Origin of the sequence: Pseudomonas nitroreducens NBRC 12694 (genome assembly GCF_002091755.1) — a bacterium.
Taxonomy (GTDB): Bacteria; Pseudomonadota; Gammaproteobacteria; order Pseudomonadales; family Pseudomonadaceae; genus Pseudomonas; species Pseudomonas nitroreducens.
This window is the reverse complement of the sequence record NZ_BDAI01000001.1, coordinates 967,798-983,601: the sequence shown is the minus strand read 5'-3', so window position 1 is coordinate 983,601 and position 15,804 is coordinate 967,798. Positions and strand designations below refer to the sequence as shown.

At 66.7% G+C, this 15,804-nt stretch carries 12 protein-coding genes; 6 read left to right on the top strand and 6 right to left on the bottom strand.

Going from position 1 to position 15,804, the window contains the following annotated elements; translation table 11 throughout:
* Positions 1-46 precede the first annotated feature (46 nt).
* Positions 47-535, top strand: coding sequence for a MarR family winged helix-turn-helix transcriptional regulator (locus PNI01S_RS04615; RefSeq protein ID WP_024766153.1), 489 nt, complete (start codon positions 47-49; stop codon positions 533-535).
* A gap of 3 nt (positions 536-538) precedes the next feature.
* Here PNI01S_RS04615 and PNI01S_RS04610 read toward each other — a convergent pair whose 3' ends face one another.
* A complete protein-coding gene (locus PNI01S_RS04610; RefSeq protein WP_084357508.1) occupies positions 539-1,288 on the bottom strand; it encodes a sulfite exporter TauE/SafE family protein in 750 nt (249 codons plus the stop codon).
* 55 nt (positions 1,289-1,343) lie between these two features.
* Complete coding sequence (mnmC, locus tag PNI01S_RS04605; RefSeq protein WP_084357507.1) at positions 1,344-3,311, bottom strand: bifunctional tRNA (5-methylaminomethyl-2-thiouridine)(34)-methyltransferase MnmC2/FAD-dependent 5-carboxymethylaminomethyl-2-thiouridine(34) oxidoreductase MnmC1; 1,968 nt, start codon at positions 3,309-3,311, stop codon at positions 1,344-1,346.
* Positions 3,312-3,420: 109 nt separating this feature from the next.
* Between mnmC and pap the strand changes: the two genes are divergently transcribed.
* Positions 3,421-4,926, top strand: coding sequence for a polyphosphate:AMP phosphotransferase (pap, locus tag PNI01S_RS04600; RefSeq protein ID WP_024766150.1), 1,506 nt, complete (start codon positions 3,421-3,423; stop codon positions 4,924-4,926).
* A 437-nt stretch (positions 4,927-5,363) separates the two neighbouring features.
* Here pap and lapD read toward each other — a convergent pair whose 3' ends face one another.
* Together lapD and lapG are read right to left on the bottom strand one after the other, a co-directional pair.
* Positions 5,364-7,319, bottom strand: coding sequence for a cyclic di-GMP receptor LapD (gene lapD / locus PNI01S_RS04595; protein WP_024766149.1), 1,956 nt, complete (start codon positions 7,317-7,319; stop codon positions 5,364-5,366).
* Between the two features lie 11 nt (positions 7,320-7,330).
* Positions 7,331-8,032 (bottom strand): cysteine protease LapG, encoded by a 702-nt coding sequence (gene lapG, locus PNI01S_RS04590; protein ID WP_045210266.1) that lies wholly within the window; start codon positions 8,030-8,032, stop codon positions 7,331-7,333.
* Positions 8,033-8,240: 208 nt separating this feature from the next.
* On the opposite strand from lapG, the gene PNI01S_RS04585 reads away from it, so the two are divergent.
* From PNI01S_RS04585 to PNI01S_RS04570, 4 genes are read left to right on the top strand one after another with little or no spacing between them, the layout of a single operon-like run.
* Positions 8,241-9,386, top strand: a complete 1,146-nt coding sequence (locus tag PNI01S_RS04585; RefSeq protein ID WP_024766147.1) for an efflux RND transporter periplasmic adaptor subunit — start codon at positions 8,241-8,243, stop codon at positions 9,384-9,386.
* Positions 9,383-12,478 carry a multidrug efflux RND transporter permease subunit gene (locus PNI01S_RS04580; protein ID WP_084357506.1) on the top strand — a complete coding sequence of 1,032 codons (3,096 nt, stop codon included), beginning with the start codon at positions 9,383-9,385 and terminating at the stop codon, positions 12,476-12,478. The genes PNI01S_RS04585 and PNI01S_RS04580 overlap by 4 nt, the downstream gene beginning before the upstream one ends.
* A 46-nt stretch (positions 12,479-12,524) precedes the next feature.
* Positions 12,525-13,217, top strand: coding sequence for a heavy metal response regulator transcription factor (locus PNI01S_RS04575; protein WP_024766145.1), 693 nt, complete (start codon positions 12,525-12,527; stop codon positions 13,215-13,217).
* A complete protein-coding gene (locus PNI01S_RS04570) occupies positions 13,214-14,641 on the top strand; it encodes a heavy metal sensor histidine kinase (RefSeq protein WP_083196222.1) in 1,428 nt (475 codons plus the stop codon). Before PNI01S_RS04575 ends, PNI01S_RS04570 begins: the two co-directional genes overlap by 4 nt.
* Before the next feature lie 77 nt (positions 14,642-14,718).
* On the opposite strand, the gene PNI01S_RS04565 is transcribed toward PNI01S_RS04570, so the two are convergent.
* Both PNI01S_RS04565 and PNI01S_RS04560 read right to left on the bottom strand, forming a co-directional pair.
* Positions 14,719-15,117, bottom strand: a complete 399-nt coding sequence (locus tag PNI01S_RS04565; RefSeq protein ID WP_084357505.1) for a YbaN family protein — start codon at positions 15,115-15,117, stop codon at positions 14,719-14,721.
* Positions 15,118-15,168: 51 nt separating this feature from the next.
* Complete coding sequence (locus PNI01S_RS04560; protein ID WP_065085950.1) at positions 15,169-15,756, bottom strand: UPF0149 family protein; 588 nt, start codon at positions 15,754-15,756, stop codon at positions 15,169-15,171.
* Between the last annotated feature and the right edge of the window lie 48 nt (positions 15,757-15,804).

Here is a 15,804-nt window from a genome sequence, read left to right as displayed (position 1 = left end):
ATTTGATTTCATTGAGGAAAAATGACGGAGCAGCAGGTGGACTGACATGGCTGACAGCAAGACTTCGATGCGCAACGCCCACGCACTCTCGATGTTGCAGGCCCTGCGGCGCCTGCAACAGGCGGCGGAGGTGCACTCCAAGAGCCTGGGCCGGGATGGCGAACTGACGCCGCTGCAGTTGCTGATCCTGCAGGTGGTGGAGTTGGAAGGGGAAATAACCGCTGGTCAGCTGGCGCGGCACGTGGCGCTGTCCCAGTCGTCGCTTTCCGGTGCACTGGCCCGGTTGGAGAGCAAGGGGCTGCTGACGCGGCGGCGCGACGATGGTGATCGCCGCAAGCAGTGGATGAGCCTTGAAGCCGATGGCCGCAAAGCGCTCAAGCACAGCCCGGCGCTATTGCCCGAGCACGCCCTGGAGCGCTTCGCCGGGCTGCCCGAATGGGAGCAGCACGCGATTCTCGCCGGGCTGTTGCGCGCGGCCGAGCTGTTCGAGACGCCGGGGAGCGGCGTCGAGGAAGAAGAGGAAGAAGAGTTCTGAGCGTCAGCTCATCAGTTTCTGTGCCGCCAGGGACAGGCTGACCGCCACCAGCATCAGCGCGAACAGGCGCTGCAACGTCGCGCCGCCCAGGCGCACCGCCAGGCGATTGCCGAACAGCACGCCCAGTGCACCGCCCGCCGCCAGGCACGCCAGCAAGGGCAGCGGTGGCTGTGCGTGGGTCAGATAAAGCAGGAATCCACCGCCGGACACCAGCGCGATCACCGCCATGGACGTCGCGGTTGCCGCCATCATCGACAGCGGCGTGAACCACAGCAGCCCCGGTACGATCAGGAAGCCGCCGCCCACACCCATCAGGCCGGACAGCACTCCCACCGCCAACCCCACCGCAAGCAGCGGACCGTTGCGCGTCGGCAGTTCGGACACGCGCGGCTGGCTGGAGCCCTGCCACATGCGCCAGGCCGACCACAGCACCAGCACGCAGAAGCCGATGATCAGCCAGCCATCGGGCACGAACTTGCCCAGCCACTGGCCGATGGCGTTGCCCGGCCAGCCGGTGATCACCAGCCAGAACAGCGGCTTCCACGCCACCTGGCCCTGCCGCGCGCGCGGCACCGCGCCAATGGCTGCCGACAGCGCAACGGCGCCGAGGCTGACGCCGATGGCATCGTGCAGCGGCAGGTGCAGGCTGAGGAGCAATGGCAGCGCCACCAGCGAACCGCCGGCGCCGGTCAGGCCCAGCAGCAGCCCGAGGATCAGGCCGATGGCGGAGGATTCAAGCAGCAGTGCATCCATGTCGGTGGTCCGCTCTGGAAGCTGGTCGCGGTCCTGTCGCTGGACCGCGAGATGATCAGGCGTTCTTCTGGCCGCGCACGATGTCGCGCAGGAAGAAACGGTTCGGGTGGCAGGCCTCGGCCACGGCACGGGGCAAGGGTAGCGGTTCGTCGTCGATCCAGGCAGCGAGCAACTCGCCAGCCAGCGGCGCGGTGACCAGCCCGCGGGAGCCGTGGGCGCTGTTCAGGTACAGGCCGTCGAGCCAGGGGCACGGAGTTTCCGGCACCTGGCGCGCATCCTTGCCCAGTACAGCGTAAGCGCTGGCGAAGGCTTCGCGGTCGGCCAGCGGGCCCACCAGTGGCAGATAGTCCGGCGTGGTGCAGCGGAAGGCGGCGCGGCCCTGCAGAGTTGCCGGGTCGAGCTGGGCGATGTGCATGCGTTCGCTCAGGTCTGTGGATATCTCCGCCAGCAGGTCGAGGTTGCCCAGGTGTTCTGCCAATGATGGCTCAGTGTCGTCTCGCTTGAATTCGAAACTGGCGCCCAGGGTGTGCTCGCCGTGACGCGGCGGGGCGACGTAGCCCTCGGCGCAAACCACGGTACTCAGCGCGGCGCTGTCGGCGGTGGCCGGCACACGGGTGATCTGCCCGCGAATGCGCTTCATCGGCAGGCTCGATGCGCCTTCGAAGCGGCGCACCTCGGCGGCGGTGGCAAGGATGGCGACGGGCGCGCTGGCAAGTTTCGCGTCGCCGCTCCAGGCGCTCCAGCCATCGGCTTCGCGTTGCAGGCGGACTTCCTCGCCGGCCACCACGCGGATGTTCGGATGCTGCGCCAGGTGCCGGCACAGGGCCGGCGGATGTACCCAGCCACCTTCGGGATAGAACAGCCCACCGGCGGGCAGGCCGACGCCAGCGAGGGTTTCTGCCTCAGCCTTGTCCAGCAGGCGCAGCAGCGAGCCGGGGAAGGCTTCGGCGAGCTTCGCCTGGCGGCCGGCCTCGGCTTCATCGAAACCCAGTTGCAGCACGCCGCAGTCGGACCATTCCTCGCCTTTCTGCAGACGCTGGATCAGCCGTCGCGAATGGCCAAAGCCGCTGACGATCAGCCGTGACAGTGCGGTGCCGTGGGCAGACAGCTTGAGATAGAGCACGCCCTGGGGATTGCCCGAGGCTTCCTCGGCAAGGCTGGCATGACGCTCGATCAGAGTCACCTGCCAGCCGCGTGCGGCGAGACTCGCGGCGCTGGCGCAACCGGCCATGCCGCCGCCGATCACCAGGGCTTGGCGCGTTCCCTTCGAGCGAACGGGGCGGGCGTACCAGGGCTTGCCGGTGGGCTGTTCGAGGCCGATGAATTCGCCCTGGGACATCTCCCATTTCTTGCCGAAGCCCAGGGTACGGCGAATCTTGAAGCCGGCTGCGCCCAGTCCGCGGCGGACGAAACCGGCGCTGGTGAAGGTGGCGAGGGTCGTGCCCGGCGCCGAAAGACGGGCCAGCTGCGCATAGAGCGCGTCGTTCCACATCTGCGGGTTCTTCGCCGGGGAGAAACCGTCGAGGAACCAGGCATCGACGCGTGCGTCCAGTTCCGGCAGCGTGTCCAGTACGTCGCCCACCAGCAGGGTCAGCACCACGCGGCCGCCCGCGAAGACGAAGCGCTGGAAGCCGGGATTGATCGCCACGTACTGTTCCAGCACCTGCCCCGACAGGTGCGCCAGCTCCGGCCAGAGGGCGAAGGCGCGGCGCAGGTCTTCAGGTGCTACCGGGTACTTCTCGGTGGTGACGAAGTGCAGCCGTGCATCGCCAGGTGCCAGCGTCTCGAACAATTGCCAGGCGCAGAGGAAGTTCAGCCCGGTGCCGAAGCCGGTCTCGCCAATGCACAGGCGCCCGCCCGCTGGCAGCGCTGCGAAGCGCTCGGGTAGACGGTTGCCGTCGATGAATACGTGGCGCGTCTCGGCAATGCCCGAGTCGCGGGAAAAATACACGTCGCCATAGACGCGGGAAGTGGGCTGGCCGTTCTCGTCCCAGTCGATCTGGGCGCTGCTGATGTCTGGCATGAAGGAAGGCAGGGCAGTGAAACGAAGGCGGCAGTTTAGCTGATCCGTTCCGAGGACAGGCTGCGTCACTTCCGCTACCTTTTACTCACTTCGAGACAAGGAGAGGTGCATGTTCGAATCCGCCGAGATCGGTCATTCCATCGACAAGGAAACCTACGAGAAGGAGGTCGCGGTGCTGCGCGAAGCCCTGCTCGAGGCGCAGTACGAGCTCAAGCAGCAGGCGCGCTTCCCGGTGATCATTCTGATCAACGGCATCGAGGGCGCCGGCAAGGGCGAAACGGTGAAGCTGCTCAACGAGTGGATGGATCCGCGCCTGATCCGGGTGGAAAGCTTCCTCCAGCCCACCGACGAGGAACTCTCGCGGCCGCCGCAATGGCGTTTCTGGCGCCGTCTGCCGCCCAAGGGAACGACCGGCATCTTCTTCGGCAACTGGTACAGCCAGATGCTCTACGCGCGGGTCACCGGCGAGATCAAGGACAGCCAGCTCGATGGCCTGATCAACGATGCCGAGCGTTTCGAGCGGATGTATTCCGACGAGGGTGCGTTGATCTTCAAGTTCTGGTTCCACCTCTCCAAGAAGCAGCTCAAGGAGCGGCTCAAGACACTGGAGAACGACCCGACGCGCAGTTGGCAGCTCTCCGAGATCGACTGGAAGCAGAGCGAGGTCTATGACAAGTTCGTGCGTTACGGCGAGCGCGTGCTGCGCCGCACCAGCCGCGACTACGCGCCCTGGTACGTGGTGGAGGGTTCCGATGAGCGCTACCGCAGCCTGACGGTGGGCCGCACCATCCTCGAGAGCCTGCAGGCCGCACTCAAGCGAAAGGACCGCCCGACCCCGCAGCCCCATGCGGCGCCACTGGTCTCCAGCCTGGACAACAAGGGGCTGCTGGATGCGCTTGACCTGAGCCTGTCGCTGGACAAGGACCAGTACAAGGAACACCTGGCCAAGCAGCAGGCGCGCCTGGCCACGCTGATGCGCGACAAGCGTTTCCGCAGCCATTCGCTGATCGCCGTGTTCGAAGGCAACGACGCCGCCGGCAAGGGCGGCGCCATCCGCCGCGTGACTGATGCGCTGGACCCACGCCAGTACCGCATCGTGCCGATCGCCGCGCCCACCGAGGAGGAGCGTGCGCAGCCCTATCTGTGGCGTTTCTGGCGGCACATTCCGGGGCGGCGGCAGTTCACCATCTTCGACCGTTCCTGGTATGGCCGGGTCCTGGTGGAGCGGGTCGAGGGCTTCGCCTCCGACGCTGACTGGTTGCGCGCCTATGCGGAGATCAACGACTTCGAGGAGCAACTGACGAACTACGGTATCGTGCTGGTGAAGTTCTGGCTCTCCATCGACCAGCAGACCCAGTTGGAGCGTTTCAAGGAGCGCGAGTCGATTCCCTTCAAGCGCTTCAAGATCACCGAGGAGGACTGGCGCAACCGCGACAAGTGGGACCAGTACGTGGATGCGGTGGGGGATATGGTCGATCGTACCAGCACCGAGATTGCGCCCTGGACGCTGATCGAGGCCAACGACAAGCGTTATGCGCGGGTGAAGGTGCTCAAGACGATCAATGATGCGCTGGAGGCGGCTTACGGAAGCGCGAAGAAGGGCAAGAAGGACTGACGTTTGGTGTAGGAGCGAGCTTGCTCGCGAATGCGGCCTTCAAGGCCTGCTCCGGCGTTTGCCCTTGTGTAGGAGCGGGCTTTGTCCGCGATGTGTCTGCCTAGCTTTGAGGTTTCCAGCGCCGCTTCAGCGTGCGCTGCGACTTCTCGTTTCGCCCCCTCGGGCGACCCACTTTGGCAAACGACGGATGGCCGCCCCATCCAAAGTGGGCAAAGGTCTTGCCCCGGACATCCGGTTTTTCGCTTGGGCGAAAAATTCCCTCGTCGAATCGAAGTTTCAACGAGGCCTCCTGAACGGGGCGGTTCGGAGTGCTCGGCTGTTTTTCTGGAAGTCTTTGAAGTGTCAGAGCCTGAGACAGGGGTTGCGAGCTCTTCGTAAAAGCGAGCTTGCTCGCGAACTGACTCCGCAGCGGGCTCTGTTCGCGAGCAAGCTCGCTCCTACAAGGTGTTCTTCTGCGACGGCTTCGGCGCGCCAATGAGTCGCCCCATCGCCCCGGCAATCCCCATCTCCCGCAGCACCTGCAGCTCGCCCTCGGTCTCGACCATCTCCGCGATCAGCGGCAGGTCGATGCTGTTGGAAGCCCGGTACATGGCCTCGATGAACAGGCGCTTGTCGTTGTCCTGGTCGATGGCACGGATGTAGCTGCCGTCGATCTTCAGGTACGCAAGACCCAGGCGGGTGAGGTTGCCGATCAGGCTGAAGCGCCCGCCGAAGTGCTGCAGGCCGAGCTTGGCGCCGACTTCCTGGACAGACTGGGCGAGCTTCTCCAGCTCGGCCGGCGGCGGCAGGTAGCGTTCGTCCACTTCCAGCGTCATCAGCTGCGCTTCCTGCGGGTGGGCACGCAGGATTTCGAAGAGCTGGCGCAGGGGCTCGGCGCTGCGCACGGTTTCCGCCGAGAGCGACAGGGCCAGCGGTGCCGGTTGCTGGGCGAGGTGGGCGAGGGCGTGTTCGAGCATCGCCAGGTCGAAACGCGCCGACCAGCCGAATCGCTCAATCCAGGGCAGGAATTGCCCGGCGGCCACGGCCTCGCCCTTGGGATCGAGCAGCCGCGCGAGGACCTTCTGGTGCAGCAACTCGCCGTTTTCCGCGCAGGCGCGCACGGGCTGGAACCACAGCTGCAGCTTGCCCTTCTGCAGGGCGTCGTCGAGCCAGTCGCGCCAGGCACGGGAGTCCTGGGCAGGCTGGCTGCCGGAGCTGTCCAGGCGTTGCCAGGTGCGGTCCGGAGTGGCCTGTGCCTGGGCCAGTGCCTGGTCGGCGCGCGACAGCACGCCAGCGGAGGGCTCGCCCGGTCGGAAGGCCGCCAGGCCCAGATGCGCCACCGGCGTGCAATCGCTGGCGCCCGTGCCGCGCAGGTTTTCCAGGGCGGCACTGAGTTCGTCCGCCAGATGCTCTGCACTGGCGCTGTCCAGGCCGGGCGCCAGCAGGGTGAATTCGCCGCCGCGACTGCGCGCGGCCAGCCAGTCCGGCGTGCCGTGCTGCTCGCGCTCACGTTCCAGCAACTCGGCGACGTCGCGGATCAGCGCGTCGGTGCGCTGTCCGCCGAGACGCTGGTTGAGCCCGGCCAGGTCGTTCAGGCGCAGCAGCAGCAGGTAGCCAGCGGCGTTCTGCTCGCTGGGCGAGAGCTGCGCATCCAGCCGCGCGTCGAACAGGCGACGGTTGGCCAGGCCGGAAAGGCTGTCCTGGTAGGCCTCCTCGCGCAGTTTCTCGCTGCGGCTGGCTTCTTCGGCGAACAGGGCCTTGAGCTTGTCGACCATCTGGTTCATCGCCTGTACCACGCGCCGCAGCTCCGGGGTGCGCGGTTCCCTGGGCAGGGTGAGGAATTCGCGGCGGGTGATGGCGTGGGCTTGCTGCACCATCTGGTCCAGAGGCTTCAATTGGGTGCGCAGCAGCCAGCCGCCAAGGATGGCGCTGACCAGCCCGCAGGCCAGCAGCCAGGCGAGGCTGCCCAGCGCACCGTCCCACAGCTTGGCCAGGGCGAACTGCGGATGGCTGACCACCTCGACCCGCGCGGCCTGTTCCCAGCCGCGCATGATCAGCGCGTCGCCGCCCTGGGCCTTGAGGTTGACCAGCTTGGCGAACCAGGCCGGCACCTGTTGGTTCTGCGTGTCGCTGTCGCGCTCGACGATGACCTTGCCCTCGGGAATGCTCACCACGCGGATGGTGGCGAAGTAGCCGGAGTCGAAGATCGAGCTGACCATCAGCTCGATCATCGCCGGGTCGTCCACGTGCGGGGTGAGCGACAGGCCCAGCGCGGTGGCCGCATCCTGGGCATGGGAGCGCAACTGGCCGATCAGTTGCTCGCGGGAGCTTTCCAGGCTGGCGGCGAAGCTGCCGGCGAAGGCCACCACGAGGAACAGGCAGATCGCCAGGAACAGTTGCTTGAGCAATGACATGCCGGGTTCTCCTATCGCGTCTCGTCGAGGTCCAGGCCCTCGGCGCGCATCTTGGTCAACAGGTCCTGCCAGCGCGACAGCTTCTTGCTGTCGCCGGTGCGCTTGCCGCCGCCGGGGCCGGGCAGCCACAGCCCCTCGGCGTTGAAGGCGTAGACGGGCAGGAGGTCCTTGCGCTGGGAGGCGGGCTTGATCTGCGGGATCAGGTTGTCCAGCACCAGCGGTTCGGCAGTGGGGGAGGCGTAGTAGGTGAGCACCATGTGCGCCTGGTTCTGCTGCAGCGCCTTGACGTAAGTGATGCGCAGCTTGTCGCTGGCGACCCCGAGGCGGCGCAGGGTGACGAACTTGGCGATGGAGTAGTCCTCGCAGTCACCGGCGCCCTTGTAGAGCGACTCCACCGGGGTGGCCCAGTAGTCCTCCTGGTGCCAGACGGTGCGGTCGTCGGTGAACACCAGCGCGCCATTGAAGAAGGCGTTGACGGCCTTGAGCTTGGCCATCTCGTCGAGATTCTCGCTGTCGGCGATCAGGCGACCCCAGGATTCGATGCGGGTCTTGGCGGTGCCGAGGTTGCCGTAGCGCTGCTCGGCGTTCTTCAGGATGGTGTCGAAGTTCCAGGCGGCGCCGGCGCTCAGCGCGAGGAGCGCGAGCAGCAGCACGCCGGCCCGCAGACGCAGCGGGCTGGCGAACAGCCAGAGGGCTCCTCGGGGTGGCTGCATCGCCAGCGCTCCATGTGGGATGTGTGGAGTCTAGGCGCTCTTCGAGAACTTGCGCCGGCCTATCGCCATTAGGCGCAAAGCCCCGCTGTACGGGGCTTGAAGACGAAACTGACAGGATTGTCATTTAAGGGTCAGCGTCCGGTCCCGGCTGCTGGCTTATAACCCCAGGATGCGGCCGCTGTGGCCGATCCAGACGCAGGAGAGCGGGATGCAGGGGCAACGGCGGGTTTGGCTGGCGGCAGGGTTGCTGGGGGTGACGGCGCTGGGAGCAGGCATCTGGGGCTTTGCCGGCCGGCACGAGGCGCCGCAGGCCGCAGCCCAGCCAGCCGGCATACCGGTAACCCTGGCGCGAGTGGCCCGCGAGGACCTGGCGCAGAACCTCGACGGCGTTGGCACCGTTACCTCGCTGGCCAGCGTGCTGGTCCGCCCGCAAGTGGAAGGCCAGCTCACCGCGTTGCTTGTCGAAGAGGGGCAGATGGTCAAGCAGGGCGAGCTGCTGGCGACCATCGACGACCGCGCGATCAAGGCTGCGCTGGAGCAGGCCGAGGCCACCAAGCAGAGCAACCAGGCGCAGCTGCGCATCGTCGAGCAGGACCTGGCCCGCTACCAGACGCTGATCCAGCGCGGCTCGATTTCCCGGCAGACGGTGGAGCAGAGCGAGGCCGAAGCCGCTCGCCTGCGTGCCACCCTGCGCGGCAACGACGCCACCATCGACGCCGAGCGCGTGCGCCTGTCCTACACCCGGATCACCTCTCCGGTTGCCGGCCGCGTCGGCATTCGCAACGTGGATGTCGGCAACCTGCTGCGCACCAACGACAGCAGCGGCCTGTTCACCGTCACGCAGATGTCGCCGATCTCGGTGGTCTTCGCCCTGCCGCAGGAAAGCCTGCCCAAGTTGCAACCGCTGATGAGCAGCGATTCCCCGGTCGTGGCGCGCAGCCGCGACGGCGGCCAGTTGCTCGGCGAGGGCCGCCTGCGCAGCATCGACAACCAGGTGGCCGCCAGCACCGGCACCATCCGTGTCCGTGCGGTTTTCGACAACAAGGACGGCCAGCTCTGGCCGGGGCAGTTCGTTGCCATCGACCTGCAGTCCGGCGTGCTGCACAACGGCCTGGTGCTGGACAGCCGCGCCGTGCGCCGTGGCCTGGACGGTGCCTTCGTGTTCCGCATCGAGGACGGGAAGGCGCAGAAGGTGCCGGTGCGCATCGTCGCGGAAGTGGACGGGCGCACCATAGTCGAGGGCCTGGCGGTGGACGATGAAGTGGTGCTCGATGGCCATTCCCGCCTGACGCCCGGTGCACTCGTGGAGGTGCAGGGCGACGTGCAGGCCCTGGCCCGCCGGAGCGAGCCGTGAGCGTGCGCGCCGGCATGTCCGGCTGGTGCGTGCGCCACCCCATCGCCACCTGCCTGCTGACCATCGCCTCGCTGCTGCTCGGGCTGCTGGCATTCTTCCGGCTTGGCGTCGCGCCGTTGCCGCAGGTGGATTTCCCGACCATCCAGGTCCAGGCCCTGCTGCCCGGCGGCAGTCCGGAGACCATGGCGTCGTCGGTGGCGACCCCGCTGGAAGTGCAGTTCAGCGCCATTCCCGGCATCACCCAGATGCTTTCCACCAGCGCCCTGGGCTCGACCACCCTGACCCTGCAGTTCGACCTGGACAAGAACATCGACGTCGCCGCCCAGGAGGTCACCGCCGCGATCAACGCCGCCGCCGGCCGGCTGCCGGCAGACATGCCGAACCTGCCGACCTGGCGCAAGATCAATCCGGCGGACAGCCCGATCATGATCGTGCGGGTGAACTCCGAGCTGATGCCGCTGATCGAGCTGAGCGACCTGGCCGAAGTGCTGCTGTCGCGCCAGCTCAGCCAGATTGCCGGGGTGGGGCAGATCTTCGTGGTCGGCCAGCAGCGCCCGGCGATCCGCATCCAGGCTCAGCCGGAGAAGCTCGCGGCGTACCGCCTGACCCTGGCTGACCTGCGCCAGTCGCTGCAATCGGCGAGCATCAACCTGGCCAAGGGCGCGCTGTTCGGCGACGGTCGCGTGTCCACCCTGGCGGCCAACGACCAGTTGTTCAGCCCCGACGAATACGGCGATCTCGTCGTCGCTTACCGAGCGGGCGCGCCGGTGTTCCTGCGCGACCTGGCGAAGGTGGTGAAGGCGCCGGAAGACGACTACGTGCAGGCCTGGCCGGATGGCCGGCCGGGCGTTGCGCTGGTGATCCTGCGCCAGCCCGGCGCGAACATCGTCGAGACCTCCGATGCCATCCAGGCCGAGTTGCCACGCCTGCGCGAGATGCTGCCGGCGGGCGTCGAGGTGGAAGTGCTCAACGACCGCACCCGCACCATTCGTGCCTCGTTGCACGAAGTCGAACTGACCCTGCTGCTGACCATGGGGCTGGTGGTGCTGGTGATGGGGCTGTTCCTGCGCCAGCTGTCGGCGACCCTGATCGTCGCGACTGTCCTGGGGGTGTCGCTCAGCGCGAGTTTCGCGGCGATGTATCTGCTGGGCTTCACGTTGAACAACCTGACGCTGGTGGCGTTGATCATCGCGGTGGGCTTCATCGTCGACGATGCCATCGTCGTGGTGGAAAACATCCACCGCCATCTGGAGCAGGGCAAGGACCGGGTCGAGGCGGCGCTGGCCGGCGCCTCGGAGATCAGCTTCACCGTGGTCTCGATCAGCTTCTCGCTGATCGCCGCATTTATCCCGCTACTGTTCATGGGCGGCATCGTCGGTCGGCTGTTCCGTGAGTTCGCAGTGAGCGTCACGGCCGCCATCCTGATTTCCGTGCTGGCCTCGCTGACCGTGGCGCCGATGCTCGCCTCGCGCTTCATGGGCGCGCCGAAGCATTGGCACGATCACGGCGGGATATCGGAGTGGCTGCTGGCGCGCTACGCGAAGGGGCTGGACTGGTCGCTCAAGCACCAGCGCACCGTGCTCGCCGGCTTCGTGGTCTGCGTGGCCATTGCGGTGGCCGGTTATGTCGGGATTCCCAAGGGCTTCTTCCCGTCCCAGGATACCGCCTTCATCTTCGGTACCACCCAGGCCGCCGAGGATATCTCCTATGCCGACATGGCCGAGAAGCACAAGCAACTGGCGGATATCATCGCCGCCGACCCTGCCGTGCAGAGCTACAACCACGCCATCGGCATCACCGGCGGCAGCCAGAGCCTGTCGAACGGGCGCTTCTGGATCGTGCTCAAGGACCGCGGCGACCGCGACGTATCGGTGGACGAGTTCATCAACCGCATCCGGCCCAAGCTGGCCAAGGTGCCGGGTATCGTTCTCTACCTGCGCTCGGCCCAGGACATCAACCTTGCCACCGGCCCGGTGCGCACCCAGTACCAGTACGCCCTGCGCAGTAACGACAGCGCGGCACTGGCACTCTGGGCGGATCGGCTGACCCAGCGGCTGAAGGAGGAGGGCGGCCTGCAGGACGTGTCCAACGACCTGCAGATGGGCGCCAGCGTGACCTCGCTGCAGATCGACCGAGTGGCGGCGGCGCGTTTCGGACTGTCCGCCGAGGATGTCAGCCAGACGCTCTACGATGCCTTCGGCCAGCGCCAGGTGGGTGAGTTCCAGACCGAGGTCAACCAGTACAAGGTCATTCTCGAACTGGATTCCCGGCAGCGTGGTCGCGCTGACAGCCTGGCGTGGTTCCACCTGCGCTCGCCGCTGACTGGCGAGATGGTCCCGCTGGCGGCGCTGGCGCGGGTCGTGCCGGACAAGTCCGGGCCACTGCAGATCAACCACAACGGCATGTTCCCGGCGGTGACCCTGTCCTTCAACCTGTCGCCGGGCGTGGCCCTGGGCGATGCCGTGAGTCTCGTCCAGCGCGTGCAGCAGGAGATCGGCATGCCGTCCAGCATCAGCGGCGAGTTCCAGGGCGCGGCGGCGGCCTTCCAGAGCTCGCTGGCGAGCCAGCCGCTGCTGATCCTCGCGGCGTTGTTCGCGGTCTACGTGATCCTCGGCGTGCTCTACGAGAGCTTCGTGCACCCGCTGACGATTCTTTCCACCCTGCCTTCGGCAGGCATCGGCGCGGTGTTCCTGCTCTGGGGTTGGGGCCTGGAGTTCTCGGTGATGGCGCTGATCGGCCTGGTGCTGCTAATCGGCATCGTCAAGAAGAACGGCATCCTGATGGTCGACTTCGCCCTGGCTGCGCAACGCCAGCGCGGGCTGTCGCCTTACGATGCGATCCGCGAGGCGTGCCTGGCGCGCTTCCGGCCGATCATGATGACCACGCTGGCCGCGCTGCTCGGCGCGATCCCGCTGATGATCGGCTTCGGCACCGGCTCGGAACTGCGCCAGCCGCTGGGCGTGGCGGTGGTGGGCGGGCTGATCTTCAGCCAGGCGCTGACCCTGTTCAGCACCCCGGTGGTGTACCTGGCGCTGGACCGTGTCTTCCACCGCCCGCAGCCTGCGCAGGTAATTGCCGGAGGTGCGGCATGAAGCGCGGCTGGGTAGCATGGCTGGACGCGGCGAACGGAGGGCCGGCATGCGCGTACTGATTGTTGAAGACGAGAGCAAGACCGCCGATTACCTGCAGCGCGGCCTGAGCGAGCAGGGCTTCACCGTGGACGTCGCGGCCAACGGCATCGACGGCCGGCACCTGGCGCTCAACGGCGAATACGACGTCATCGTGCTCGACGTGATGCTCCCCGGTATCGACGGCTACGGCGTACTGCGCGCGTTGCGCGAACAGCGGCAGACGCCGGTGATCATGCTCACCGCCCGCGAGCGTGTGGAAGACCGCGTGCGCGGCCTGCGCGAGGGCGCCGACGACTACCTGATCAAGCCGTTCTCCTTCCTCGAACTGGTGGCGCGCCTGCAAGCGCTGACCCGCCGTGGCGCGCACCTGGAAAGCGCCACGCAGATGCGCATCGCCGACCTGGCCATCGATCTGGTCAGCCGCCGCGTGCAGCGCGGCGGCACGCGCCTGGAACTGACCGCCAAGGAATACTCGCTGCTGTGCGTGCTGGCCCAGCGCAGCGGCGAAATCCTCTCCAAGACGGCCATCGCCGAGCTGGTCTGGGACATCAATTTCGACACCGATACCAATGTCGTCGAGGTCGCCATCAAGCGCCTGCGCGCCAAGCTCGACGGGCCGTTCGACACCAAGCTACTGCACACCATCCGCGGCATGGGCTATGTGCTGGAGAGCCGCACCGTGCAGGAGCGCGAAGCGTGAAAGGCCTGTCGCTGTCGACGCGCCTGGCCGGCATGTTCGCCGTCGCCGCACTGGGCATCTTCCTGCTCATCGGTTCGGCCATCTATTGCGTGCTCGATGCGCAGATCGAGCGCCTGCAACGCTCGGAGCTGGACACCCGTTTCAACATGGTCGCGCGCATGCTCGACAAGCCCGACCTCGCCGAGCGCTGGCCGCACATGCAGCTCAAGCTCAACACCCTGAGCCAGGAGTACCAGTTGATCCGCTTCTGGATCGACAGCGACGACGCGCGCTTCCGCTACGGCAAACCCAACGAGACGGTCAACCGGATGCTCGGCACCGGGAACGGCTATGCCGAGCTTGAGCTGCCCGAACACGACGCACCGCTCTCCGCCCGTGTCGGCCGCCTGCCGGCCAGCGATGGACGACCGGCGCTGGTGCTGCTGGCGGCGATCGACAGCGTGGCATTCAAGCACGCCCGCGAGGCGACGCTGGTGACGCTGTTCGTGCTCTCCGCGCTGGGGATCGCGCTGGCGACCTTGTGCGGCCACTGGATTGCCCGCGTCGGTTTGCGGCCGCTGCACGAACTGTCTGCCGAAGCGAGGCAGATCAGCCCCCGCCAGCTGTCACAGCGGTTGCGCCTGGCCGGTTTGCCGGCGGAGCTGTCGGCGCTGGCCGGTGCCTTCAACGAAGCACTGGACCGGCTGGAGCAGGCTTATCTGCGTCTGGAGTCGTTCAACGCCGACGTCGCCCACGAACTGCGCACGCCGTTGGCCAACCTGATCGGCCAGAGCCAGGTCGCGTTGTCCCGCGAGCGCAGCGCACAGGATTACGAGGAGGTGCTGCAGTCCAACCTGGAGGAGCTGGAGCGCCTGCGTGCCATCGTCAACGACATGCTGTTCCTCGCCCGTGTCGACCAGGGCGGGCTGGCTGCCGAAAGGGTGGAAACCTCACTGGCGGCCGAGGTGGCGACGACGCTGGACTTCCTCGAGGTGATCTTCGACGAACAGGGCGTGCAGGTGAATCTGCGCGGCGATGCGCGGGCCTGCGTCGAGCGCGCGCTTTTCCAGCGCGCGGTGACCAACCTGCTCTACAACGCCGCCCAGCACACCGCACCGGGCGGGCGCATCGACGTACGCCTGAGCGTCGAGCGCGGCGCCGCGCTGGTGGAAGTCAGCAACCCTGGCGAGCCGATCACCGCCGAGCAACGCGCGCGGCTGTTCGAGCGCTTCTATCGCGCCGACATGGCTCGCGCCAACAGCCAGAGCAACCATGGGCTGGGGTTGTCCATCGTCAAGGCGGTGGCGAGCATGCACGGCGGCTCGGTGTTCGTGCGCAGCGAGGGCGGGGTGAATACCTTCGGCTTTACGGTGGATGGGGTGGGGCCAGTCGGGCCGGCGCAGGATGATCAGCAGGATGTGACGGGCGAAGTGGTGCCAGTCTGAAGGCTTCAGTGCTCGGGCAATAGCCCTCTCCCTTCCGGGAGAGGGCTGGGGAGAGGGTTTTCGAGCCCGCAGCGGACTCAATCCAGGCGCCGCGTCTTCGTCCGAATCAGGTAGATGCTCACCAGCGTCGCACTGGTCAGCATGAACGCCCAGGCCCAGGGGCGCTGCACGATGAACCCTGAAATGAGGATGCTGCACCACATCAGGCCGATGGCGTAGACCTTGCCCTTGAGCGGGATGCCTTCGCCGTCGAGGTAGTCGCGAATCCACAGGCCGAGTTTCGGGTGATTCACCAGCCAGTCATAGAAGCGCTGGGAGCTGCGCATGAAGCAGGCGGCGGCGAGCAGCAGGAAGGGCGTGGTGGGCAGTACCGGCAGGAAGATGCCGATCACGCCCAGTGCCACGCTGAGCCAGCCGATGCCCAGCAGGCAGTAGCGAACCCAGGCGTGACGGCTTTGGCGGATTTCTCGTGGCATCGACGTACGCGTAGCGAATCCGGAGCCGCGTTGCGCGGCTCCGGCAGTGGATCAGTGGGTGCGGGGCTTGAGCAGGGCCGGTTTCTCTTCCGGGGCCTGGCACAGCAGGAACAGGTTGGTCAGCAGTTCGGGAATCTGCGCGACCATGTCATCCACCAGTCCGCGGTCGCTGGCGATCTCGTCGAACTCGGGTTGTTCGTCGAACAGGCCGGAACCGACCATGATCGGCAGCAGCAGCTCGCTGACTTCTTCCTCGGCCTGCTCGAACCACACCGCTTCACGCAGGAACACGCCTTCCATGAAGCCGATGCACCAGCCGCGGATGTCGGAGTCGTCCGGCTCGTCGCCCAGGTAGGGTTCGCAGGGCAGCTCCAGCTCTTCGTCACCGGCCATCTGGCGGATGATGTGCGCCTTGAGCTGGGCCAGGGTCGATTCGATTTCGTTGCGCTCTTCCTCACTGCGGTAGTGCGGCGGCTCGGCAAACAGGGCGTCGATCCACTCGCGCTCCGGCACTTCCTCCGGGCAGATCGCCAGGGCGGTCAGGTAGCCGTGTGCCGCCACGTAGTCCAAGGCTTCCTCGTGCAGGTCATCGGCATCGAGAAAGGCTTGCAGGCGGGACAATTGGTCGGCGAAGGACATCGGGTACTACCTCGGAGGTGATCGGTCCCGAATTGTAGTCCTTCCGGG

What these genes read in the sequence shown, in the direction of transcription:
- PNI01S_RS04615 (WP_024766153.1), top strand. Translation starts at nt 47, where the DNA reads ATGGCTGACAGCAAGACTTCGATGCGCAACGCCCACGCACTCTCGATG.
- PNI01S_RS04610 (WP_084357508.1), bottom strand. Translation starts at nt 1,288, where the DNA reads ATGGATGCACTGCTGCTTGAATCCTCCGCCATCGGCCTGATCCTCGGG.
- mnmC (WP_084357507.1), bottom strand. Translation starts at nt 3,311, where the DNA reads ATGCCAGACATCAGCAGCGCCCAGATCGACTGGGACGAGAACGGCCAG.
- pap (WP_024766150.1), top strand. Translation starts at nt 3,421, where the DNA reads ATGTTCGAATCCGCCGAGATCGGTCATTCCATCGACAAGGAAACCTAC.
- lapD (WP_024766149.1), bottom strand. Translation starts at nt 7,319, where the DNA reads ATGTCATTGCTCAAGCAACTGTTCCTGGCGATCTGCCTGTTCCTCGTG.
- lapG (WP_045210266.1), bottom strand. Translation starts at nt 8,032, where the DNA reads ATGCAGCCACCCCGAGGAGCCCTCTGGCTGTTCGCCAGCCCGCTGCGT.
- PNI01S_RS04585 (WP_024766147.1), top strand. Translation starts at nt 8,241, where the DNA reads ATGCAGGGGCAACGGCGGGTTTGGCTGGCGGCAGGGTTGCTGGGGGTG.
- PNI01S_RS04575 (WP_024766145.1), top strand. Translation starts at nt 12,525, where the DNA reads ATGCGCGTACTGATTGTTGAAGACGAGAGCAAGACCGCCGATTACCTG.
- PNI01S_RS04565 (WP_084357505.1), bottom strand. Translation starts at nt 15,117, where the DNA reads ATGCCACGAGAAATCCGCCAAAGCCGTCACGCCTGGGTTCGCTACTGC.
- PNI01S_RS04560 (WP_065085950.1), bottom strand. Translation starts at nt 15,756, where the DNA reads ATGTCCTTCGCCGACCAATTGTCCCGCCTGCAAGCCTTTCTCGATGCC.